Source organism: Leucobacter triazinivorans, from assembly GCF_004208635.1.
GTDB classification, from domain to species: domain Bacteria; phylum Actinomycetota; class Actinomycetes; order Actinomycetales; family Microbacteriaceae; genus Leucobacter; species Leucobacter triazinivorans.
This window is the reverse complement of sequence record NZ_CP035806.1, coordinates 703,789-726,253: the sequence shown is the minus strand read 5'-3', so window position 1 is coordinate 726,253 and position 22,465 is coordinate 703,789. Positions and strand designations below refer to the sequence as shown.

Annotated in this window: 22 protein-coding genes; 19 read left to right on the top strand and 3 right to left on the bottom strand. The window is 69.6% G+C overall.

Annotation, left to right across the window (positions count from 1 at the left end):
• The first annotated feature begins 8 nt into the window (after window positions 1-8).
• Together EVS81_RS03335 and EVS81_RS03330 are read left to right on the top strand one after the other, a co-directional pair.
• Complete coding sequence (locus EVS81_RS03335; protein ID WP_130109126.1) at window positions 9-404, top strand: DUF485 domain-containing protein; 396 nt, start codon at window positions 9-11, stop codon at window positions 402-404.
• A complete protein-coding gene (locus EVS81_RS03330) occupies window positions 401-2,020 on the top strand; it encodes a solute symporter family protein (RefSeq protein WP_130109125.1) in 1,620 nt (539 codons plus the stop codon). The genes EVS81_RS03335 and EVS81_RS03330 overlap by 4 nt, the downstream gene beginning before the upstream one ends.
• Window positions 2,021-2,221: 201 nt before the next feature.
• On the opposite strand, the gene EVS81_RS03325 is transcribed toward EVS81_RS03330, so the two are convergent.
• Window positions 2,222-2,587 (bottom strand): GntR family transcriptional regulator, encoded by a 366-nt coding sequence (locus tag EVS81_RS03325; protein ID WP_240739945.1) that lies wholly within the window; start codon window positions 2,585-2,587, stop codon window positions 2,222-2,224.
• Window positions 2,584-3,681: a hypothetical protein gene (locus tag EVS81_RS03320; protein WP_130109124.1), complete on the bottom strand. Its 1,098-nt coding sequence runs from the start codon at window positions 3,679-3,681 to the stop codon at window positions 2,584-2,586. The genes EVS81_RS03325 and EVS81_RS03320 overlap by 4 nt, the downstream gene beginning before the upstream one ends.
• 368 nt (window positions 3,682-4,049) lie before the next feature.
• Here EVS81_RS03320 and hisS point away from each other — a divergent pair, with 368 nt between their 5' ends.
• The 6 genes from hisS (at window position 4,050) to EVS81_RS03290 (ending at window position 10,011) form a co-directional block, all read left to right on the top strand.
• Complete coding sequence (gene hisS / locus EVS81_RS03315) at window positions 4,050-5,360, top strand: histidine--tRNA ligase (protein WP_130109123.1); 1,311 nt, start codon at window positions 4,050-4,052, stop codon at window positions 5,358-5,360.
• Window positions 5,361-5,463: 103 nt separating this feature from the next.
• Window positions 5,464-5,898 carry a VOC family protein gene (locus EVS81_RS03310; RefSeq protein WP_130109122.1) on the top strand — a complete coding sequence of 145 codons (435 nt, stop codon included), beginning with the start codon at window positions 5,464-5,466 and terminating at the stop codon, window positions 5,896-5,898.
• Window positions 5,899-6,030: 132 nt separating this feature from the next.
• Window positions 6,031-7,311 (top strand): phosphopyruvate hydratase, encoded by a 1,281-nt coding sequence (eno, locus tag EVS81_RS03305; protein ID WP_205879410.1) that lies wholly within the window; start codon window positions 6,031-6,033, stop codon window positions 7,309-7,311.
• A gap of 88 nt (window positions 7,312-7,399) precedes the next feature.
• The gene (locus tag EVS81_RS03300) at window positions 7,400-7,924 is read left to right on the top strand and encodes an FtsB family cell division protein (protein WP_130109120.1); all 525 of its coding nucleotides are present in this window, start codon (window positions 7,400-7,402) and stop codon (window positions 7,922-7,924) included.
• 82 nt (window positions 7,925-8,006) lie between these two features.
• Window positions 8,007-8,489, top strand: coding sequence for a DUF501 domain-containing protein (locus EVS81_RS03295; RefSeq protein WP_130109119.1), 483 nt, complete (start codon window positions 8,007-8,009; stop codon window positions 8,487-8,489).
• 190 nt (window positions 8,490-8,679) lie between these two features.
• The gene (locus EVS81_RS03290) at window positions 8,680-10,011 is read left to right on the top strand and encodes an NAD(P)/FAD-dependent oxidoreductase (protein ID WP_130109118.1); all 1,332 of its coding nucleotides are present in this window, start codon (window positions 8,680-8,682) and stop codon (window positions 10,009-10,011) included.
• A 408-nt stretch (window positions 10,012-10,419) separates the two neighbouring features.
• Here the strand turns inward: EVS81_RS03290 and EVS81_RS03285 are convergent, their stop codons facing one another.
• Window positions 10,420-11,889, bottom strand: coding sequence for a helix-turn-helix domain-containing protein (locus EVS81_RS03285; protein ID WP_130109117.1), 1,470 nt, complete (start codon window positions 11,887-11,889; stop codon window positions 10,420-10,422).
• Window positions 11,890-12,023: 134 nt separating this feature from the next.
• Between EVS81_RS03285 and EVS81_RS03280 the strand changes: the two genes are divergently transcribed.
• The 11 genes from EVS81_RS03280 (at window position 12,024) to EVS81_RS03230 (ending at window position 22,425) form a co-directional block, all read left to right on the top strand.
• Window positions 12,024-13,871: a phosphoenolpyruvate carboxykinase (GTP) gene (locus EVS81_RS03280; RefSeq protein WP_205879381.1), complete on the top strand. Its 1,848-nt coding sequence runs from the start codon at window positions 12,024-12,026 to the stop codon at window positions 13,869-13,871.
• Window positions 13,872-14,030: 159 nt separating this feature from the next.
• Window positions 14,031-15,488, top strand: a complete 1,458-nt coding sequence (locus tag EVS81_RS03275; protein ID WP_130109116.1) for a 2-hydroxymuconic semialdehyde dehydrogenase — start codon at window positions 14,031-14,033, stop codon at window positions 15,486-15,488.
• Entirely contained in the window at window positions 15,485-16,273 is a 789-nt protein-coding gene (locus EVS81_RS03270) for a 2-keto-4-pentenoate hydratase (protein ID WP_205879380.1), read from the top strand. Before EVS81_RS03275 ends, EVS81_RS03270 begins: the two co-directional genes overlap by 4 nt.
• Window positions 16,270-17,226, top strand: a complete 957-nt coding sequence (locus tag EVS81_RS03265) for an acetaldehyde dehydrogenase (acetylating) (protein ID WP_130109114.1) — start codon at window positions 16,270-16,272, stop codon at window positions 17,224-17,226. Before EVS81_RS03270 ends, EVS81_RS03265 begins: the two co-directional genes overlap by 4 nt.
• Window positions 17,219-18,241 (top strand): 4-hydroxy-2-oxovalerate aldolase, encoded by a 1,023-nt coding sequence (dmpG, locus tag EVS81_RS03260; protein WP_130109113.1) that lies wholly within the window; start codon window positions 17,219-17,221, stop codon window positions 18,239-18,241. The genes EVS81_RS03265 and dmpG overlap by 8 nt, the downstream gene beginning before the upstream one ends.
• Window positions 18,238-19,068, top strand: coding sequence for a 2-keto-4-pentenoate hydratase (locus EVS81_RS03255; protein WP_130109112.1), 831 nt, complete (start codon window positions 18,238-18,240; stop codon window positions 19,066-19,068). Before dmpG ends, EVS81_RS03255 begins: the two co-directional genes overlap by 4 nt.
• On the top strand, window positions 19,068-19,481 hold the full coding sequence (locus tag EVS81_RS03250) for a RidA family protein (RefSeq protein ID WP_205879379.1): 414 nt from the start codon (window positions 19,068-19,070) through the stop codon (window positions 19,479-19,481). Before EVS81_RS03255 ends, EVS81_RS03250 begins: the two co-directional genes overlap by 1 nt.
• Before the next feature lie 44 nt (window positions 19,482-19,525).
• Entirely contained in the window at window positions 19,526-20,053 is a 528-nt protein-coding gene (locus EVS81_RS03245; RefSeq protein ID WP_130109110.1) for a 3-hydroxyanthranilate 3,4-dioxygenase, read from the top strand.
• Between the two features lie 6 nt (window positions 20,054-20,059).
• Window positions 20,060-21,046 (top strand): amidohydrolase family protein, encoded by a 987-nt coding sequence (locus EVS81_RS03240; protein WP_130109109.1) that lies wholly within the window; start codon window positions 20,060-20,062, stop codon window positions 21,044-21,046.
• 83 nt (window positions 21,047-21,129) lie between these two features.
• Window positions 21,130-21,432 carry a hypothetical protein gene (locus EVS81_RS03235; protein WP_130109108.1) on the top strand — a complete coding sequence of 101 codons (303 nt, stop codon included), beginning with the start codon at window positions 21,130-21,132 and terminating at the stop codon, window positions 21,430-21,432.
• A 36-nt stretch (window positions 21,433-21,468) separates the two neighbouring features.
• Window positions 21,469-22,425: a LysR substrate-binding domain-containing protein gene (locus EVS81_RS03230; RefSeq protein ID WP_130109107.1), complete on the top strand. Its 957-nt coding sequence runs from the start codon at window positions 21,469-21,471 to the stop codon at window positions 22,423-22,425.
• Window positions 22,426-22,465: the final 40 nt, after the last annotated feature.

Below are 22,465 nucleotides of genomic sequence, written 5' to 3'. Positions count from 1 at the left end.
GAGGCCCCATGTCCACCGATTCCCGTGCGCTCGAAGAGGGTGCACCCATCGACTACGAGGCGTTCCAGGTGCGCCCCGAGTTCCAGGAGTACAAGCACCGCTTCCGGCGCTTCGTCTTCCCGCTCGCAGCGGCGTTCATGGTCTGGTTTCTGCTCTACGTGCTGCTCGCCGCATATGCGCACGATCTCATGGCGCGACCGTTCCTCGGTTTGAACATCGGTCTCTGGTTCGGCCTCGCCCAGTTCGTCACGACCTTCGGGATCACCATGTGGTACGTCTCGTTCGCGAATCGGAAGCTGGATCCGGCGACCACTGAGCTGCGAGCCGAGCTCGAGCGCATCGCCGACGGGTCGCCGGGAACCGTCCCGGGCGGCTCCGCAGAGACCGAGGAGGGCCCCCGATGAACGCGACGATCCTGCACCTCGAGCAATCCACCGGGCAGCAGAACCCGGTGCTCAACATCGCGATCTTCCTCTCCTTCGTCGCGGTCACCATGGTGATCGTGATCCGGGCCAGTCGCAGCAACAAGAGCGCTGCCGACTTCTACGCCGGCGGTCGCTCGTTCTCGGGCCGGCAGAACGGGCTCGCGATCGCGGGCGACTACCTCTCGGCCGCATCCTTCCTCGGCATCTGCGGTGCGATCGCCATCAACGGCTACGACGGGTTCATGTACTCCATCGGCTTTCTCGTCGCGTGGCTCGTGGCGCTGCTGCTCGTCGCCGAGCTGATGCGCAACACCGCGAAGTTCACCATGGCCGACGTGCTCTCGTTCCGCCTGCGGCAGCGGCCGGTGCGCATGGCGGCGGCGCTCACCACGCTCGCGGTGTCCTTCTTCTACCTGCTCGCGCAGATGGCAGGCGCGGGCGGGCTCGTCTCGCTGCTGCTCGGGATCGACGACACGCTCGGACAGTCGCTCGTGATCGCGGTGGTCGGCGTCGTGATGATCCTCTACGTGCTCATCGGCGGGATGAAGGGCACCACCTGGGTGCAGATCATCAAGGCGGTGCTGCTCATCGCGGGCGCCGGCGCGATGACGGTGTGGGTGCTCGCGCTGAAGGGCTTCAGCTTCGGCGCGGTGCTCGAGGCCGCTGTGGAGAACCCGGAGAACGCGAACGGCGCGGCGATCCTCGCCCCCGGCCTGCAGTACGGCGCGAACCCGATCGACTTCGTGTCGCTCGCCCTCGCGCTCGTGCTCGGCACCGCGGGACTGCCGCACGTGCTCATGCGCTTCTACACCGTGCCGACCGCGCGCGAGGCCCGCCGCTCGGTCGTGTGGGCGATCTGGCTGATCGGCATCTTCTACCTCTTCACCCTCGTGCTGGGATACGGCGCCGCCGCGCTCGTCGGGCCCGAGACGATCGCGTCGGCTCCCGGGGGCCAGAACTCGGCTGCGCCGCTGCTCGCGCTGCACCTCGGCGGGCCGCTGCTGCTCGGCTTCATCTCGGCGGTGGCGTTCGCGACGATCCTCGCCGTCGTCGCGGGCCTCACCATCACCGCTTCGGCCTCGTTCGCGCACGACGTCTACAACAGCGTGCTGAAGAAGGGGCAGGCCTCGCCGAAGCAGGAGGTGAAGGTGGCGAAGATCACGACGCTGGTGATCGGCGGGCTCGCGATCCTCGGCGGCATCGGGGTGCAGGGGCAGAACATCGCGTTCCTGGTGGCGCTCGCGTTCGCTGTGGCCGCGTCGGCGAATCTGCCGACGATCCTGTACTCGCTGTTCTGGTCGAGGTTCACGACGCGCGGAGCGGTGTGGTCGATGATCGGCGGACTGCTCTCGGCCGTGCTGCTCATCGCGTTCTCGCCCGTCGTCTCGGGCAACGAGACGGCCATGCTCGGGGCCGGCGTCGACTTCGCGATCTTCCCGCTCAAGAACCCGGGCATCATCTCGATCCCGTTGGGCTTCTTCCTCGGCTGGCTGGGATCGGTCACCGATCCCGGGCGGGAGTCGCCGAAGCTCGCAGCCGAGATGGAGGTGCGGGCGCTCACCGGGTACGGTGCGGAGCCGCCGGTGAAGCACTAGCGGCGCGGCGCGGTGCTGGCGGACCGGTGCCGCGCCGCGGTGCGGTCCTGCCTCGGATCCTCGTGCTCCGTCGCGAAACCGAGCCCGATGTTCCAAACCGCGCGAATTGTCGGCGCTGGAGATGTCGGTTTCAGAGAAAGGGCTCGGTTTCGCCGAGTACGCGGCCGGGTCTGCGGGGCGCGGGCTGGGTGCGGCCCGGGATCACTCCGCCGGGGCGGACCACACCGCGCGGAGCACCGCGACCGCGTCGTCGAAGCCGGTGCCCTCGGCCTGGGCCGCCTCGGCGAGCGCACGGGCGCGCTCGACCACGACGCCCGCAGCGCGCGAGGCGCCGGGAGCCACGCGGGTGCCGGCGGCGGTGCGGGTGGCGACGAGCCCCTCCTGCTCGAGCGCCCGGTAGGCCTTCGCCGCGGTGCCCTGCGCGATCCCGAAGTCCCGCGCGGTCTGGCGAACGGTGGGCAGGCGCTCGCCGTCGCCCAGCTGACCGGACCGGATCGCGCCGCGGAACAGTTCGGCGATGTCGTCGGCCGTGCGCGGGGCCGGGGAGTCCGGGTTCACGGGTGTCATCGCGCTGCCTCGGCCGCGGTGGGGGAGGAAGTCGTGGGATCCTCGTGAGCGCGTTCAGAGTCCTGCGCGTCTCTCCGACGGTTCGTGCGCCAGATGTCGACCGCGAGCCGCAGCAGCAGTGCGACGCCGATACCCTGCAGGAACCAGCCTCCGAAGCGGAAAATCCCTGCGAAGCCCGCGAAATCTGGGGTGAGAGAGATGAGTCCGAGTTCGTCCTGCGGCAGTCCCGGAGCTGAGTCGTTCGAGGCCTCGACTGTGACCTGCCAGCCGCCGAGGTAGCCCACGAACATCCACAGCATGCCGAGTGTGATGATCGTGCCGCCGAGTGCGAGCGCGACGAGTATCTTGGCGGTCGCCTCGCGTGACTCGCGGATGCCGGGTGCGCTGCTGCGCGCGGGGATCGGCCTGTTGGCGTCTTGGGCGAGCGCGGTGATGAGGATCGCGAAGAGAATGGCGAGCACGGCCAGGGTTACGCCGTTGTTCAGCCACCCACCGCCTGAGGGATTATCGACGAAGGGGCCGTCGGGCAGGATCCGATCCTCGGGGGCGACCGAGGTGATCAGTGTCCCGCCGTCTGAGGTCGGGCGGCCGATCATCTGCGCCCCGGTCGGCAGCAGAGTGGTGGTGAAGCCCTGCCAGACGGAGGTGAGGGTGAGCAGTACCGCCGAACCGATCGCGAGCCAGAGCTGTCCCTTCGGTGCGAAGCTCCACCAGTGGCGACGAGGCGTGATCGCTCGTTCGCCGGGGGCGGGAAGCGGTTCGCGTGCGAGGAGCAGGGCGGCGACCCCGATCGCCAGGGCGGCGGCGATGACGGGAGCGGGGCGGCGCCACCACCCGGCGACGCCGGTCGGATCGTATCCCGCGAACGCGGCGACAAGGCCGACCGTCGTGGCGACGGCGACGATGGAGAGCGAGCCCCAGATCCCGATCCGCGTCAGTAGCAAGCGGCGATGGGCGTCTCCCGGCAGGGTGACCCACGGGCCGCGGCTCAGCCAGGTGAGCGCGAAGAGCGCGAGGCCGATGAGGATCGGAGCCTCGATCACCGGCGTCGGGATGAACCCGAGCACGATGCGGTACCAATACGTGACGTCCATGAGCGCCTTTCCGATGAGAGATCTATCTTGTGTCGCAAACCTAGCACAACTTGTATTCCATGAGTGATACAAGTTGAAGTCTCTTGATGGTTGCAGCGGTACCGCCTCGAAGCGGAGTCCCAGATGGCTGCTTGATTTCAGCTGAAGCAGCCATCTGAGACTCCGCGTTCGCGCATGAGCCGAGAGCTGTACCTGGCCGCACGGCCGCGGGGGATAGCGGCATCTCCACGAGGTGGGAGTCGCAAATGGCCGCATCGCTTCGGGGAGAGCGGCACAACGCGACTCCTGGTTTGGCTGCGGAACGGGAGTGCGCCGCGGGCATGGCCGAGGAACAGGCATGCACCGCGGGCATGGAAGAATAGGTGACCATGGCCAACCCCGTGAACCCGCCGCGCGGCATGCGCGACTTCCTCCCCGCAGACAAGGCCCGCCGCGAGCACGCGCTCGGCATCATCAAGCGCGTCTACCGCGCCCACGGCTTCGACGAGATCGAGACCCCGGTGGTCGAGGACTACGCGCGTCTGCACGCCGGGCTGGGGGGCGACAACGAGAAGCTCAGCTTCTCGATCCTGAAGCGCGGCATCCGCCCGGAGCAGCTGCAGGCGGCCACCGAGGCCGGCAACGCCGAGCAGCTCGCCGATCTCGGCCTGCGCTTCGACCTCACCGTGCCGCTGACCCGCTTCTACGCGAGCCACCGCGCCGAGCTGCCGCCGGTCTTCCGCGCGATCCAGATCGCGCCGGTGTGGCGCGCCGAGCGCCCGCAGAAGGGGCGCTACCGCCAGTTCGTGCAGGCCGACATCGACATCATCGGCGAGCCGGGGCTGCTGGCCGAGATCGAGCTCATCACCGCGACCTCGCAGGCGCTCGCCGAGCTGGGGCTGCAGGGCTGCGTGATCCGCGTGAACGACCGGCGCATCCTCTTCGGGCTCCTCGAGCACTGCGGCTTCCCCGCGGACACCCACGATCGCGCGCTCATCACCGTCGACAAGCTCGACAAGATCGGTGCGGCCGGCGTGGTCGACGAGCTGCGCGAGATCGACGCGGCCTCCGCCGAGCGGCTCGGCGAGGTGCTCGCGGCCGTCGAACCGGCGCTCGAGGGGGGCGGGATCCCGCTCGAGCGCGCCGCGATCGAGGCGTCGCTGCCCGGCGCGGCCGAGAACCCGGGCGCGGCGACCGGCATCGAGAGCCTGGCGACCCTCGGCGACGCCCTGAACGGCGCCCTGCCCGAGGGCGTCTCGGTGCGCTTCGACCCCACGCTCGTGCGCGGAATGGGCTACTACACCGGCACGATCTTCGAGGTGGCGCACCCGGGATCGGGCAGCTCGGTGGGCGGCGGCGGCCGCTACGACGGCATGGTGGGGCGCTTCCTCGGGCAAGACGTGCCCGCGGTCGGCTTCTCCATCGGGTTCGAACGCGTGGTGGACCTCATCGACCTGCCCGAGCGGACGGGACCCGAAGCGGTCGTGCTGGTGCACGACGCCGACGTCGCCTTCGACGAGCTGTTCGCCCTCAAGCGCGAGCTCGTGGCGCAGGGGCACCGCGTGCGGCTCGAGAAGCGGCAGAAGAACATGAAGACGCTGCTCGCGCGAGTGGCGGGAGAGGGGTTCACGAGTTTCGCCACCGTGCGCGCCGGCGTGCGCGAGCCCGGCGAGCTCGAGTTGCGCGCGCTCGACGGCTGAGCAGCGACGCGAGATCCCCCGGAGCGCATTGACCTGCGCGGTCGATGGTGCGACCCTGTCGAGTGTGCCGCACACCCGAGGCGGTCGCAGCGGGAGGAATCGAATGAGTACGCAGATCTTCGTCAACATCGCCACCGACGACCTCGAGCGGTCCCAAGCCTTCTACACGGCACTCGGATGCGAGATCAATCCGCTCTTCACGGACGAGAACGCGGCCTGCGTCGTCTGGGATGAGCAGATCTTCTTCATGGTGCTCACCCGGGAGTACTTCGCCACCTTCACGGACAAGACCGTCGCCGACGCGAAGACCACGGCGCAGGTGCTGATCGCGCTCTCGCGCGAATCCCGGGAGGCCGTGGACGAGATCCTCGCCGCCGGGCTCGCCGCGGGCGGCAGCGAGCCGAAGGACCCGCAGGATCTCGGCTTCATGTACTCCCGCGACCTCGAGGATCCGGACGGCAACGTGCTCGAGTTCCTGTACATGGACCCCGCTGCGGCCGAGGACGGGCCCGACGCGTTCACCCCCGTCGACGCCTGATCGGTGTGTGCGTCGCCAGTCGCCCGGCCCGGCGACGGACGGCCGCTAGACTGGTGTGCGGCGGGAGAACCGTGCCCGTCGCACACTTCTGCTCGACATCCGAAGCACTGGCACAGACCCAAGGAGCGCATGGTGGCATTTATCGACGCGGTGATCGCGCGAGAGATCCTCGATTCACGTGGCAACCCGACCGTTGAGGTCGAGGTCGGCCTGACCGACGACTCCGTGGGCCGCGCCGCGGTGCCCTCCGGTGCCTCGACCGGCGCCTTCGAAGCCTACGAGCTGCGCGACGGCGACAAGGATCGCTACCTCGGCAAGGGCGTCACGAAGGCCGTCGACGCGGTGTTCGACGAGCTCGCCCCGGCCATCGAGGGCTTCGCCGCAGATGATCAGCGCATCATCGACACCGTGCTCAAGGAGGTCGACGGCACCGACAACAAGTCGCGCGTCGGCGCCAACTCGATCCTCGGTGTCAGCCTCGCCGTGGCCCACGCCGCGGCGGCATCGGCCGAGCTGCCCCTGTACCGCTACCTGGGCGGCCCGAACGCGAGCACGCTGCCCGTGCCGCTCATGAACATCATCAACGGCGGTGCGCACGCCGACACCGGCGTCGACATCCAGGAGTTCATGGCGGTGCCGCTCGGCGCCGAGACCTTCTCGGAGGGGCTGCGCTGGGGCGTCGAGGTCTACCACGCGCTCAAGGCACTGCTCAACGAGAAGGGCCTGTCGACCGGGCTCGGCGACGAGGGCGGCTTCGCCCCCGATCTGCCGACCAACGCCGAGGCGCTCGACCTGATCGTCGAGGCGATCCGCCGTGCGGGCCTCGAGCCGGGCCGAGACGTGGCCGTGGCGCTCGACGTCGCCTCGTCGGAGTTCTACGAGAACGGCGTCTACAGCTTCGAGGGCCAGGAGCGCACCGCGGCCGAGATGACCGCGTACTACGCCGATCTGCTCGACCGCTACCCGCTCGTGTCGATCGAGGATCCCCTCGACGAGAGCGACTGGGACGGCTGGAAGCACCTCACCGACGAGCTCGGCGCTCGGGTGCAGCTCGTCGGTGACGACCTCTTCGTCACGAATCCTGAGCGACTCGGCGACGGTATCGCGAAGGGCGTCGCCAACTCGCTCCTCGTGAAGGTCAACCAGATCGGCACGCTCACCGAGACCTTCGACGCCGTGCAGCTCGCGCAGCGCGCCGGCTACACCGCGGTGATGTCGCACCGCTCGGGCGAGACCGAGGACGTGACGATCGCCGACCTCGCGGTGGCCACCGACTGCGGTCAGATCAAGACCGGCGCGCCCGCGCGGTCCGACCGCGTTGCCAAGTACAACCAGCTGCTCCGCATCGAGGAGGAGCTGGGCGCCGCAGCGACGTACGCCGGGCGGGGCGCGTTCCCGCGCTTCTCGGCCTGACGCCGATCGGCCGGGCATCCCCGTGACCGAGCGCAGCGCGTCGCCCGCTGATTGAGCGAGCGCAGCGAGTCGAATCGAGGATCTCTGAATGACGGACAGGAACGGCACGGTACGGCGCTGGGCCGAAGACCTGGGCGCGTGGGCCTCGAGCCTGCGCTTCAGCGGCTTCACCGCGCTGGTCGTGGTGCTCGTGCTCGCCGGCGCGTTGATCGTGAGCCCGAGCATCTCCACCTACGTGCAGCAGCGCCGTGAGATCGCGGAACTCCGCGAGAGCGTGCGGCAGCATCAGGACGCGGTGAATGAGATCGACGCCGAGCGCGCGAAGTGGAAGGATCCCGTCTACGTGCGCTCCCAGGCGCGGGATCGCCTCTTCTACGTGATGCCGGGGGAGACCCAGCTGAACGTGATCGACGATGTCGTGCTGCCCGCCGAATCCGATGAGGAGACCAGCGCCGAGCTCTCGCGCATCGAGAGCACTTGGGCGCAGGGGCTCGCGTCATCGTTCCTGAGCGCGGGGCTGACCGACGCGACGCCCGAGGAGCTCGGCGGCGCCGATCCCGACGCCGCGCCCGAGGATCCCGCAGAATCCACCGATCAGCAGCCCGGCGGGTAGCCGGGCGCCGTATCCCGGGCACGGCACGCGCGCGAGAAGCGCTCGTGCCGTGCCGGAACATCAGAACCGAAGGAAGCACCGCATGACACGTCCGCCGTACGAACCGCCCACCCCGGCCGATATCGCCGTGGTGAGCGAGCAGCTGGGTCGCGAGGCGCGCGGCGTCGTCGGCATCGCTGCCCGCGCCTCCGACGGGAGCCCGGCCGTGGTGGCCACCGCACCGCGCCTGCCCGACGGGTCGCCGTTCCCCACGTTCTACTACCTCTGCCACCCGGACGCGGTAGCGGCTGCCTCGCGGCTCGAGGCCGCCGGGGTGATGGCCGAGTTCAACGCCCTCCTGGCCGATGACGAGAGCGTGCGCGAGCAGTACGCCCGTGCGCACGAGGAGTACATCGCGGATCGCGACAGCGTGGGCGAGGTGCCCGAGCTCGCCGGTGTCAGCGCCGGCGGCATGCCCAGCCGGGTGAAGTGCCTGCACGCGCTCATCGGGCACGCGCTCGCGGCCGGCCCCGGGGTGAACCCCATCGGCGATCTGGCGCTCGAACGGTGCGGCTGGAGCACCTAGGGCCGCAGGAGCTGCGGCGTCATGTCGGTTTCTCGATCGGATCGCGCGTTTTTTGCGGGGTTTCCGCTGAAGCGGCAGAACTCGCCGCCGAATACCGGTAGAGTTGAGGCCGTGGGTGCATGACGCCCGCTTTTTTCTGTGCCCGCGCGTCGGGCTGACATCACGCTCATTGCATCAAGGAGACCGCTTCGTGGCGAAGAAGATTCTGATCGTTGGCGGCGGCTATGCCGGCTTCTACACCGCCTGGAAGCTCGAGAAGCTGCTCCGTGCGGGTGAGGCCGAGGTGACGATCGTCGACCCGCTGCCCTACATGGCCTATCTGCCGTTCCTCCCGGAGGTGGCCGCGGGGTCGATCGAACCGCGTCACGCGGTCGTGGCGCGTCGCCGGCACCTGAGCCGCACCGCGAACATCGCGGGCAAGGTGACGGGCATCTCGCACGCGCAGAAGACCGCGACGATCACGCCGAACGTGGGTGAGGCCTTCGACTTCGCCTACGACCACATCGTGGTCACCACGGGATCGGTCTCGCGCACCTTCCCGATCGCCGGTATCGCCGACAACGCGATCGGCATGAAGACCATCGAAGAGGCCGTCGCAGTGCGCGACCGCCTCGTCGGCAACTTCGAGCGCGCCGCCTCGCTGCCCCAGGGCTCCGCCGAGCGGGCGCGGCTCCTCACCGTGACCGTGGTGGGCGGCGGCTTCGCCGGCATCGAGACCATCTCCGAGCTGCGCTCCTTCGCGACGTCGCTGCTGCGCCGCTACCCCGAGATCGCCTTCGACGAGACCGTCTTCCACCTGGTCGAGGCCATGGGGCGCATCATGCCCGAGGTCTCCCAGGAGACGGCGGACTGGGTGGTCAAGGATCAGACCCGCCGCGGCGTCGAGATCCACCTCGACACGCAGCTCTCCTCGGCCGTCGACGGCAAGATCGAGCTCTCGACCGGCGAGCAGTACGAGTCGGACCTCATCGTCTGGACGGCGGGCGTCATGCCCCGCCCGTTCCTGCGCGGCACCGATCTGCCCATCGGCCCCCGCGGCCACGTCATCGGCAGCCCCACGCTGCGGATCACGACGGAGGAGGGCGAGGCGCTCGAAGGGGCCTGGACGGCCGGCGACACCTCGCAGGTGCCCGATATCTCGCCGACCCCCGGCCCCGGCGGCTTCTGCGTGCCCAATGCGCAGCACGCCGTGCGCCAGGGCAAGCTGCTCGCGAAGAACATCGTCGCCGATCTGCGCGGCGAGGGTGTGCGCGAGTACAACCACAAGAACGCGGGCGCTGTCGCGGGTCTCGGCGTCAACACCGGCGTGTTCCAGTCGGGCAAGTTCGCCATGAAGGGCTACTTCGCGTGGCTCGCGCACCGCTTCTACCACGGCCTCGCGATCCCCTCGTGGGAGCGCAAGTGGCGCGTGTTCGGCGGCTGGGTCGGCCACTTCTTCCTGGGCCGCGACGTCGTCAACATTGAAGCGACGCAGCAGCCCCGCGCGATCTTCGAGGAGTTCGCGAGCCGCCCCAAGGGGTAGTCGATTCGGGATCGCGATCCGACCCCAGCAGCCCTGAGCGCGTCTCAGGAGTGAACCCCCGCGGCGGCGCTGCGGGGGTTCTGCGCGTCTCTGGGCCGCCCCGCGCGCCGCTTCGTCGTCCTGCTTCTGTGATCCTGCGCGAGCTTGCGAGTCGCCTGTCATCCTGCGCGAGCTTGAGCGTCGCCTGTCATCCTGCGCGAGCTTGCGAGTCGCAGGATCCATGCTGGTGGATCCTGCGACTTCGGCTCGTTCCTCGCCTTCGCGCAGGATGACGGGGTGGGGTTCTGCGCGTCGCCTGTCATCCTGCGCGAGCTTGCGCGTCGCGGGATCCATGTCGGTGGATCCTGCGCCTGCGCGCAGGATGACGGGGTGGGCATCCTGCGACTGCAGGCAGGGCGACCGTCGCCGCTAATCGCCCGGCGCATGCCGCGAGAGGAACTCGTACATCTCGGTGTCGTCCACCCCCGGGAAGGTGCCGGTGGGCAGCGGCGAGAGCACGTGCGCGTGCATGCGCGCGCTGGGCCATGCCTTGCCCTGCCAGCGGGTCAGCAGGTCCGGGCTGGGGGTGCGGCAGCAGCTCTCGTCGGGGCACGTCGAGACCCTGCGCTCGCTCGTGTCGCGCCCGCGGAACCACTTCGCGTCGTCGAAGGGCACCCCGCACGCGATCGCGAAGGGGCCCAGCTCGGCATCGCCCGTCTGCACGCTCGACCAGAAGGTGCCGGCCGGCGTGTCGGTGTACTGGTAGAACTCGCTCGTGCGGTTGGTGCGGTTGAACGCGGTGCGCCCGCCCCACTTGTGGCACAGCATCTCGCCCTCGATCGATCCGGAATCGTCGCTGGGGAACGGCAGGCCGTCGTTCTCGTAGCCGCGTACCAGTGCGCCGGCCCCGTCGGCGCGGTAGTGGTGCACTCGCAGGTCGAGGTGGCGAGTGGCGAGGTTGGTGAAGCGATGCGCGGCGGCCTCGTGCGTCACGCCGAACGCGTCGCGCAGATCCTCGATCGCCAGATTGCGATTGCGCTTCGCCTGCTGCAGCAGGTCGACCGCGCGCGCTTCGGGCATGAGGCAGGCCGCGGCGAAGTAGTTGATCTGCAGGCGCTGTTCGAGAAACTCGCCGTAGCTCGACGGCTCCGTGTGCCCCAGCACGCGGTGCGCCATGGCCTGCAGGGCGAGCGAGCGCAGCCCGTGCCCGCCCGGGATCGACGCAGGCGGCAGGTAGATGCGGCCGTTCTCGAGATCGGTGATGCTGCGCGTGTTCGACGGGAGCTCGTCGACGAAGATGAGGGTGAACCCGAGCAGCTCCGCCGCCATGGCCACCTCGCGGTGGGTGACGGCGCCAGTGGTGTGGCCGATGCGGCGCATGAGGTCGGAGGCGACGAGCTCGATCTCGTTGATGTAGTTGTCGCACTCGCGCATCTGCATGCGGATGGCCGTGTTCGCGCGGCGCGCCTCCTCCGATGTGGTCGCGGCGGCGCGGGATCGTCGGGCGAGCTCTCGGTGCAGGCCCACCAATGCCTCCAGCGTGTCGTCGCCCAGCGTGCGCGGCGCTCGCACGTGGGGAAGGCCGAGCCGCAGATAGCTGGGCGCGGTCTGCGAGCGCTCCAACTCGATCTCGAGTTCGCTGCGGCGATCCGGCGCTTCCCGTTTCAGCAGCTCCGAGGGATCGATCCCGAGCTCGCGGGCGGCGCTCTGCAGCAGCCCCAGTCGCGGCTCCCTGCGCCCGTTCTCGATGAGCGAGAGCTGGCTGGCTACGACACCCACCCGCTCGCCGAGCTGATCGAGGGTGAGCCCGGCCCGGGTTCTGAAGTGCCGGAGCCGCTTTCCGAGCAGCAGGCGGTCGAACTCGGCTTCGCTCTGCGTGGGAGTCACTTCGGGGGGCATGTTTTGACTATACGTCAAGAATAAGGATTTTTTCCAGCCGAATTGGTGAACGGAGGGTGAAGCCCTTGCCGAGAATGGATATGTCACCGATTCTTCACCGACACGGTGTGTGAAACCGAGGAGAACGAAACGTCATGAGCGCCATCCAGGTCATCGACGAGGAGATCACGATCGCAGATCTCGTCCGCGCCAACGCCACCACGGCCAACGAGGAGGTGCTGCAGTGGGTGACCGAGGTCGCCGAGCTGACGAAGCCCGATGAGGTGATCTGGTGCGACGGCTCGCAGGACGAGTGGAACCGCATCACCACCGAGATGGTCGAGGCGGGCTCCCTGATCCCGCTCAACAAGGATCTGCGCCCCGGCAGCTTCCTCGCCCGCTCCCACCCGGGCGATGTCGCCCGCGTCGAGGATCGCACCTTCATCTGCTCGGAGAAGGAGGAGGACGCCGGACCCACGAACAACTGGGTCGCGCCCGCCGAGATGAAGGCGGAGCTCATGCCGCTCTTCGACGGCGCCATGCGCGGCCGTCCGCTCTACGTCGTGCCGTTCTCGATGGGGCCGGTCGGCGGTGCCATCACGCAGCTCGGGATCGAGATCACCGACTCGCCCTACGCCGTGCTCAACATGCGGATCATGACCCGCATGGGGCAGACGGCGCTCGACGGGATCACCCCCGGGAGCGAGTGGGTGCGCACCGTGCACTCGGTCGGTGCGCCGCTCGCTGACGGCGAGGAAGACGCGGCCTGGCCCTGCAGCGACACCAAGTACATCACCCACTTCCCCGAGACTCTCGAGGTGTGGTCGTACGGCTCGGGCTACGGCGGCAACGCGCTGCTCTCGAAGAAGTGCTTCGCGCTGCGCATCGCCTCGGTGATGGGACGCAACGAGGGCTGGCTCGCCGAGCACATGCTGCTGCTCAAGCTCACCAACACCGAGAGCGGCAAGGCGTACCACCTCTCGGCCGCGTTCCCCTCGGCCTGCGGCAAGACCAACCTCGCGATGCTGCAGCCCACGATCCCGGGCTGGAAGGTCGAGACGATCGGCGACGACATCGCCTGGCTGCGCCCCGGGCCCGACGGCCGTCTCTACGCCATCAACCCCGAGGCCGGCTTCTTCGGCGTGGCCCCCGGCACCGGCGAGTCGACCAACCCCGTGGCCATGGAGACGCTCTGGGGCAACACCATCTTCACCAACGTCGCGCTGACCGATGACGGCGACGTGTGGTGGGAGGGCAAGACCGACGAGGTGCCCGCCCACCTCGTCGACTGGCAGGGCAACGACTGGACGCCCGACGCCGACCGCCCCGCCGCGCACCCCAACTCGCGCTTCACCGTGCCGATCCAGCAGACGCCCACCCTCGCGCAGGACTGGTACGAGCAGAACGGCGTGCCGCTCGACGCGATCCTCTTCGGCGGTCGCCGCGCCACGAATGTGCCGCTCGTGGCGCAGTCGCTGTCGTGGGAGCACGGCGTGTTCGTCGGCGCGACCGTCTCGTCCGAGAAGACCGCCGCTCAGGAGGGCACGGTCGGGGAGCTGCGCCGCGACCCGTTCGCCATGCTGCCGTTCTGCGGCTACAACATGGCCGACTACTGGGGCCACTGGCTCGAGGTGGGCGAGCAGCTGGGTGACAAGGCGCCCAAGATCTTCCAGGTCAACTGGTTCCGCAAGGGCGCCGACGGCCGCTTCCTGTGGCCCGGCTTCGGCGACAACTCGCGCGTGATCGACTGGATCATCCGCCGCGTCGAGGGCGAGGTCGAGGGCCGCGCCACCGCGATCGGCACCGTGCCCGTCACCGGCGAGCTCAACCTCGACGGCATCGAGGTGCCCGAGGCCGACATGGAGGAGCTGTTCGCGATCGATCCCGCGTCGTGGCTCGCCGAGGCCGACCTCACCGAGGAGTTCTTCGCCCGGTTCGGCGAGCGCGTGCCGGCCGCCCTGCGCGACCAGCTCGAGGGGCTGCGCGACCGCCTGAGCGCGTAGCCGCCCCCGCAAGCCAGTAGACCCCGCCGTCCTGCCCGACGGCGGGGTCTACTCTCTTCTCGCGAGGTTGGGGCAAGCCGGAAGGCATGTCCATTCTGGCAAGCCTCGGCCGGGGAAGAGCATTAGATTGATCTGGAGCGCCGCATTACTTTTAGCGGTATGCCGCGCACAGCACCTGAATTCCGCAACTTCATCGACAACGCGTTCGTCGACGGGCGCTCGACCTACGCGGACCTGAACCCGATCGATGGAAGCACCGTCGCCCTCGTGCACGAGGCCGACGAGCGCATCGTCGACGCCGCCGTGACCGCCGCGCGCGCGGCGCTGAACGGAGCGTGGGGCGACTGGACCGCCCCGGAGCGCGCCGCGCTGATGCGCCGCGTCGCCGACCTGGTAGAGGAGCGCTTCGAGGAGTTCGTACTCGCCGAGATCGCAGACACCGGCAAACCGCGGATCCTCGCAGAGCCGCTGGACGTGACGCGCGCCGTGGTCAACTTCCGCACGTTCGCCGACACTCTGCTCTCGGAGGGCACCCCCGCGTTTCTCACCCCGCAGGCGCTCAACTACGTGGCCCGCAAGCCGCTCGGCGTCGTCGCGGTGATCGTGCCGTGGAACCTGCCGCTCCTCACGCTGACCTGGAAAGCCGCGCCCGCCATCGCGTGCGGCAACGCCGTGATCGTGAAGCCCTCGGAGGAGACCCCGGCAACCGCGACGCTGTTCGCCGAGGTCATGCGCGACGCCGGCGCCCCCGCGGGGGTGTTCAACGTGGTGCACGGCTTCGGCCGCGACTCCGCCGGCCAGTACCTCACCGAGCACCCCGGGATCGACGCGGTGACGTTCACCGGTTCGACGGCAACGGGCAGCACCATCATGCGCGCGGTGGCGCCGCGCGTGCTGCCGGTCTCCTTCGAGCTCGGCGGCAAGAACGCCGCGCTCGTGTTCGAGGACTGCGACGTGGATCGCGCCGTCGCCGGCCTCGAGCGCTCAGTCTTCTTGAACACCGGCCAGGTCTGCCTCTGCACCGAGCGGGTCTATGTGCACCGCTCGATCTTCGATGAGGTGACCGAGAAACTGGTGGCCCGTGCCGAGGCGCTGCGGCTCGGGGATCCGCTGGATCGCTCGACCACGACGGGCCCGCTGATCTCGCAGGCGCACCGCGCCAAGGTGGAGGCGGCGGTCGCCGGCGCCATCTCGGAGGGCGCGCAGCTGCTCACGGGCGGCGGGCGGCCGTCGCTCCCCGCAGGCCTCGACGCCGACGCCGGGGCCTGGTTCGCGCCGACGCTCTGGACCGGGCTCGACAACTCCGCCGTAGCGATGCGCGAGGAGATCTTCGGCCCCGTCGCGGGCCTCGTGCCGTTCGACACCGAGGAGGAGGCCGTCGCGCTCGCCAACGACACCGACTACGGCCTTGCCGCGTCGGTCTGGACCGAGAACGTGGATCGCGCCCACCGGGTCGCCCCGCAGATGCGCGTCGGCCTGTCCTGGATCAACAGCTGGTACGCGCGCGAGCTGCGCGCCCCGTTCGGCGGGGCCGGGCGCTCCGGCATCGGGCGCGAGGGCGGCGGCTACTCGCTCGACTTCTACAGCACGATCACGAACGTGAGCGTGGCATCGTGAGCATCGAGCAGGCCGCCGAACGACTGCGGCGGGCGTGGGCGACCCGCACCCCCTGCGACCCGATCCGCTCCCTGATCTCCGAGGGCGGCATCGAGGCCGCCTACGAGGTGCAGCAGCGCCTGAGCGATGATCGGATCGCCCGCGGCGGCCAGATCGTGGGCCGAAAGATCGGGCTCACCTCGCGCGCGGTGCAGCAGCAACTGGGCGTCGACCAGCCCGACTTCGGATCGATCTTCGCCGACACGGTCCACCACGACGGCGAGCCGATCCCGCTCGGCGGCTTCCTGCAGCCGAAGATCGAGGCCGAGATCGCGTTCGTGCTCGGATCCTGCATCGAGCAGCCGACGCCGACCGTGGCCGATGTGCTTCGCGCGACCGAGTTCGTGCTGCCCGCCATCGAGATCGTCGACTCCCGCGTGCGCGACTGGGACATCACGATCCTCGACACGATCGCCGACAATGCCTCGTGCGGCGCGGTCGTGCTCGGCACGGTGCCCCGCAGGCTGGAGGGCCTCGACCTGCCGGGTCTCGGAATGTCGCTCGAGCACCGCGGCCAGGTCGTGAGCACGGGATCGGGCCGTGCCTGCCTGGGCTCTCCCGCGATCGCGGTGACCTGGCTGGCCAGGGAGCTGCGGCGGCGCAAGACGCCGCTGTGCGCGGGCGAGATCGTGCTCTCGGGCGCGCTCGGGCCCATGGTCCCGGTCACGGGCCCCGGGGCCTATCGGGCCGACTTCGGGGAGCTCGGAGACCTGACAGCTGTGTTCACAGGAGGTGTGACGGAATGAAAGCCGGAGCGGCGATCATCGGTTCGGGCAACATCGGCACGGACCTCATGATCAAGATCACGCGTCTCTCGGAGCGGATCGACCTGGCGGTGATGGTCGGGATCGATCCGGAATCGGACGGCCTCGCCCGCGCGCGCCGCCTGGGCGTCGCCACGACCCACGAGGGGCTCGACGGGCTGCTCGCGATGCCCGAGTTCGCCGACGTGCGGATCGTCTTCGACGCGACGAGCGCGGGGGCTCACCTGAGGCACGCCCGCGAGCTCGAGGCGCGCGGGCGGCTCGTGGTAGACCTCACTCCGGCCGCCGTCGGCCCGTACGTGGTGCCGGGCGTGCCCGACGCGCAGATCGCCGAGGGGGTCACCAACATCAACATGGTGACCTGCGGCGGGCAGGCGACGGTCCCCATCGCCGCCGCGGTGTCCCGCGTCGCCGATGTGGCCTACGCCGAGATCGTGGCCTCGATCGCCTCGAAGTCGGCCGGCCCCGGCACCCGCGCGAACATCGATGAGTTCACCGAGACGACCTCCGAAGCGCTCCGGCTCGTCGGAGGCGCCGAGCAGTCGAAGGCGATCATCATCCTGAACCCGGCCGAGCCCCCGATGGTGATGCGCGACACGGTGTACTGCCTCGCCACCGCACCCGGCGGCGGGCCCGTGGATCGCGAGGCCGTGACCCACAGCATCGAGCAGACCGTGGCGCACGTCGCGGGCTACGTCCCCGGCTACGTGCTGAAGCAAGAGGTGCAGTTCGATGAGGTGGACGAGGCGTTCGTGCCCGCGCTCGGTCGAGCGTTCGCCGGCACCAAGGTCTCGGTGTTCCTGCAGGTGACGGGCGCGGCCCACTACCTGCCCGAGTACGCCGGAAACCTCGACATCATGACCTCCGCTGCGCTGCGGGCAGCGGAAGCGCTCGTGGAGCGCGCCTCCGCGGGGAAGGAAGAAACCCATGACTGAGACGACCCTGTACCTGCAGGACGTGACCCTGCGCGACGGCATGCACGCGGTGCGGCACCGCTACTCCATCGACGAGGTGCGCACGATCGCGGCCGCGCTCGACGCGGCCGGCGTCGACGCGATCGAGGTGGCGCACGGCGACGGGCTCTCCGGTTCGAGCGTGAACTACGGGCACGGCGCGCACCGCGACGAGGAGTGGATCGCCGCCGCAGCCGAGGTCGTGCAGCGCGCGAAGCTCACGACCCTGCTGCTGCCCGGCATCGGCACCATCGAGGATCTGAAGCGGGCGCGCGGCCTCGGCGTGCAGAGCGTGCGGATCGCGACCCACTGCACCGAGGCCGACGTCTCGGCCCAACACATCGCCTGGGCGCGCGAGAACGGCATGGACGTCTCGGGCTTCCTGATGATGAGCCACTGCGCCGATCCGGCCGAGCTGGCGCGCCAGGCGAAGCTGATGGAGTCGTACGGGGCGCACTGCGTCTACGTCACCGACTCCGGCGGCAATCTCACCATGAGCGGCGTCGCGGAGCGGGTGAGAGCCTACCGGGAGGTACTCGACGACAACACCCAGATCGGCGTCCACGCCCACGAGAACCTCTCGCTGAGCGTCGCGAACAGCGTGGTCGCGGTCGAGAACGGCGTGTTCCGCGTTGATGCCTCGCTCGCGGGCATGGGCGCCGGGGCCGGCAACACGCCCATCGAGGCGTTCGTCGCGGTCGCGAATCTGCTCGGCTGGGAGCACGGTGCGGATCTGTTCGCACTGCAGGACGCGGCCGACGACCTGGTGCGGCCGCTGCAGGAGCGTCCGGTGCGGGTCGACCGCGAAACCCTGAGCCTCGGCTACGCGGGCGTCTACTCCAGCTTTCTGCGGCACGCCGAGCGGGTGGGCGCAGACCACGGCCTCGACGCGCGGACGATCCTGCTGGAGGTGGGCCGCCGCCGCATGATCGGCGGCCAGGAGGACATGATCCTCGACGTCGCCCTCGACCTGGTCGCGGAGCGGGGCGCCGCGTGAGCGCCGGGCCGGACACCCTCGACGAGCTGGCCACCCGGCTCGACCGCGCCGCCGTCTCGGGGAGCGCGATCCCGCAGCTCGGTCTGCACGAGCGGATGGACGAGCAGGCCGCCTACGAGGTGCAGCACCGAGTCGTGCGGCTCCGAGAGGAGCGGGGCGACCCGGTCATCGGGATGAAGCTCGGCTTCACGAACCAGGCCAAGGCCGCGCAGATGGGCGTGTTCGACGTCATCGCCGGATCGCTGACCGCCGGCATGCGGGTGGGCGACGGCGAGGTGCTCGACCTCGGTGGGCTGATCCATCCGCGAGTGGAGCCGGAGCTCGCGTTCCTGCTGCGGCGCGATGTCGACCTCTCGGGCGGCGCGGAGACGCCGTTCACCGAGGCGGTCGCCGCGGTCGCGCCGGCGCTGGAGATCATCGACTCCCGCTACCGCGACTTCTCGTTCTCGCTGCAGGACGTCATCGCCGACAACACCTCCGCGAGCCGCTTCGTACTCGGCCCCTGGGTGCCGCTCGGCGGCCCGGGCGACTGTGCCCAGAGCGGCGCACTCGACGCACGGGGCCTCGCGAACCTCGGGGTGAGCCTCGACATCGATGGCGAGGTCGCCGCGACGGGCTCGACCGCCGCGATCCTCGGCCATCCCGTGCGCGCTTACGACGCCTGCTGCCGCATGGCGCGCCGCTTCGGCTTCGCACTCCCGGCCGGATCGATCCTGCTCGCGGGGGCCGCGACCGTCGCGGTCCCGCTCGCCGGGGCGACCACCGCCGCCGTCCGCGTAGCGCGGGTCGGCTCCGCAAGCCTCCGAGTCTCGAAAGGCGATGAATGATGAATGACGCACTGGTGATCGAGGGAAAGGCTGCTCCGCGCGGACGTTTTCCGCACGTCAAGACCGTCGGCGACCTGGTGTTCGTGTCCGGCACGAGCAGCCGCAATGCCGACAACACGTTCCGGGGGGTGAACGTCGACGCGCTCGGCGTCACCGACCTCGACATCCGGGAGCAGACGCGCGCGGTCATCGAGAACATCCGGGACATCCTGGGGGCCGCGGGCGCGGGCCTCGAAGACCTCGCCCAGGCGACCTGCTACCTCGTCAACATGAACGACTTCGGCGGCTTCAACGAGGTCTGGGGCGAGTTCTTCGACGAGAGCGGCCCGACCCGCACGACGGTCGCGGTGCACCAGCTGCCGCACCCGCACCTGCTCATCGAGATCCAGGGCTTCGCGGTCCGTCCCCGGTAGAGCTTGGGGCCCGATGGCGGGCCCCGGACAGAGAAAGGAAACACATGTCTACTCCGGTACCCCCGGTCATGAACCTCCAGAAGTGGCTGGCCGAGAACGCGCACCTGCTCCAGCCCCCGGTCAACAACAAGCAGATATTCCCGCTCTCCGAGGACTACATCCTGATGCTGGTGGGCGGCCCGAACCAGCGCCACGACTGGCACAACGAGCCTTACGAGGAGTGGTTCTACCAGATCAAGGGCAACGCCCACGTCCTCGTCCAGGGCGAGAGCGGCGCCGAGCGCATCGACATCCGCGAGGGTGAGATGTGGCTGCTGCCGCGAAACACCTGGCACTCGCCGCAGCGTCCCGAGGCCGACTCGCTCGGCCTCGTCGTCGAGCGCGTGCGCGCGGCGGGCACGACCGAGAAGTTCGGCTGGTTCTGCGAGAACTGCAACTTCCTGCTCCACGAGGTGTCGGTGCAGCTCGAGAACATCGAGACGGACCTGCCGGTCGTCTACAACGAGTTCCACGACGACCTGAGCAAGCGCGAGTGCCCCGGCTGCGGCACGCTGCACCCCGGAAAGGGATAGCCCTCAGTGCGCACCATCGACATCCATTCCCACTCGGTCCCGCACGGATGGCCGGAGCTCGGCGAGGGGCTGCCCGCCCTGCGCATCGACTCCGAGCGCGAGGCGATGATCATGCTCGGCGACCGGGAGTTCCGCAGGATCGACGCGCGGTGCTGGGACGCCGAGCTGCGCCTGGCCGACATGGATCGGGATGGTGTCGCACGACAGGTGGTGTCTCCCACACCCGTCTTCTTCTCCTACGAGGAGACGGGTGTGGTCGCGGCCCGGGTCGCGAGGATCTTCAACGACAGGGCACTCGAACTCGCCGCTTCCGGCGGCGGCCGGTTGATCCCGTTCTGCCAGGTGCCGCTGCAGGACACCGACCTCGCCTGCGCCGAGCTTGAGCGGGCGGTCGCGTGCGGACACCGCGGCGTCGAGATCGGCAACCACATCGGCGACCGGGATCTCGACGACGCCGGGATCGTCACGTTTCTGCAGCACTGCGCCGAGCTGGACGTGCCGGTCTTCGTGCATCCCTGGGACATGCGGCCGTCGGTGCGCAACTCGCGCTGGATGGCGCAGTGGCTCACGGGAATGCCGGAGGAGACCCACCTATCGCTCGTCGCGATGATCCTGGGCGGCGTCTTCGACCGGGTCTCCGAGGAGCTGCGGATCTGCTTCGCGCACGGGGGCGGATCCTTCCCGCACTGGCTCGGCCGATTCGAGAACGCCTGGCACCGTCGGGGCGACCTCATCGCGACCTCGGAGCACCCGCCGAGCCACTACCTCGATCGGTTCAGCGTGGACTCCGTCGTTTTCACGCCGCAGGCGCTCAGACTGCTGGTCGACACCCTCGGCCACACTCAGGTGATGGTTGGCAGCGACTACCCCTACCCGCTCGGCGAGCGCCCCGTCGGCGCGGTGGTCGAGCGCTCCGACTTCCTCACGCGTGAACAGCTCGACGCGATTCTCTTCGAGAACGCGAGGCGGTTCCTCGATCTGCCCGGGACGTAGGCCCGGCGCGACCGCTGGGGCGTGAGAGTGCCCGTCTCTCGCCCCAGCATCCTCACCACCCACCCAGCTCAACGGAGAGAATCATGCGCAAGTCTTTGCGAACCATCGCGATCACCGCCACTGCGGCCGCAGCCCTCGCGCTCGCAGGATGCAGCGGAGCACCCCCGATCACCCCGGAATCCCCGGATGCGGAACGCACCCCCATCACCGTGGGCGTCATGCCGGTCGTGGACGTCGCGCAGGTGTACCTCGGGGATCAGCGGGACCAGCTCGGTGCCCGCGCCGATGCCGAGTTCGCGAGCCTCCGCACTCACGTCTACGAGCTCGTCCAAGCCGCGAAGAAGGGCGCGCGCACCGTCGAGGAGGCGCATCTCGCTCGCGGGTGACGCGTGGATGCGAGTGACTCGGGATAGCCTACGCACATGACCTCAGACGCCCTGCTCGACGGCAGGCTCAAGCTCAGGCACATCCGCATCGTGCTGGCAATCGCAGAGTGCGGCACCCTCATCCGTGCCGCCGAGGCGCTGTACGTGACCCAGCCCGTCGTCACACGAGCGCTGTCCGAGATCGAGGATATCCTCGGCGCCGAGCTCTTCACACGCGGGCCCAAGGGGGTGGCGCCGACCGAGTTCGGCAGGGAGTTCTTGCGGGACGCCGCGGTCGTCGCCGCCCGCCTGCGCGACGTGCAGCGGCGGATCGAGCTGCGCACCCGCGGGCAGCGCGGTCACCTCATCATCGGCAATCACCTCAGCGGTTCGACGACCGTGCTGCCGCAGGCGGTCGCGGCGCTCAAGATGCAGTGCCCCGAAGCGACCGTGACGCTGCGGGAGGCGGCCCCGGACCAGCTCGTCGAGCTGCTGCGCGCGGGAGCCGTCGACGTGGTGGTCGGGAGGCTGTCCGAGCAGTTCTTCGACGCCGACTTCGTGCTCGAAGAGCTGTTCCGCGAGCCGGTGCGCGTCGTCGCGCGCGCCGGGCACCCCCTCGCCTCAGCTGAGCGGCTCGAGCTGCATGAGCTGCGTGACGAAGCCTGGATCCTTCCACTGCCGCAGACCTCCCTGCGGAGGGAGGTCGAACGCTGCTTCGCGCAGGCGCGCGTGCCCGTTCCAGTGAACCTCGTCGAGTGCACCTCGGCCACGATCATGCGCGCGATCGTGTCTGTCGGCGACACGATCGCGGTCATGCCGGATCTCGTCGCTGCGACGGACCCGGGGCTGCGCATCCTGCCGGTCAGACTCAAGGTGGAGCGCAGCGTCGGGGTGATCACGCACGCCGCGCGCGAGCGCTCTCCGCTCTCCGAGCGCTTCCTCACCGAGCTGAGGCTGCAGTCGAGGTGCGGTGAAACGGCAACGGTCGACGAGCCTGCCGAGACGCCCGGCTGACCTCGACCCAGCTCATCGACCCTGTCGTGATGAGGGCCGT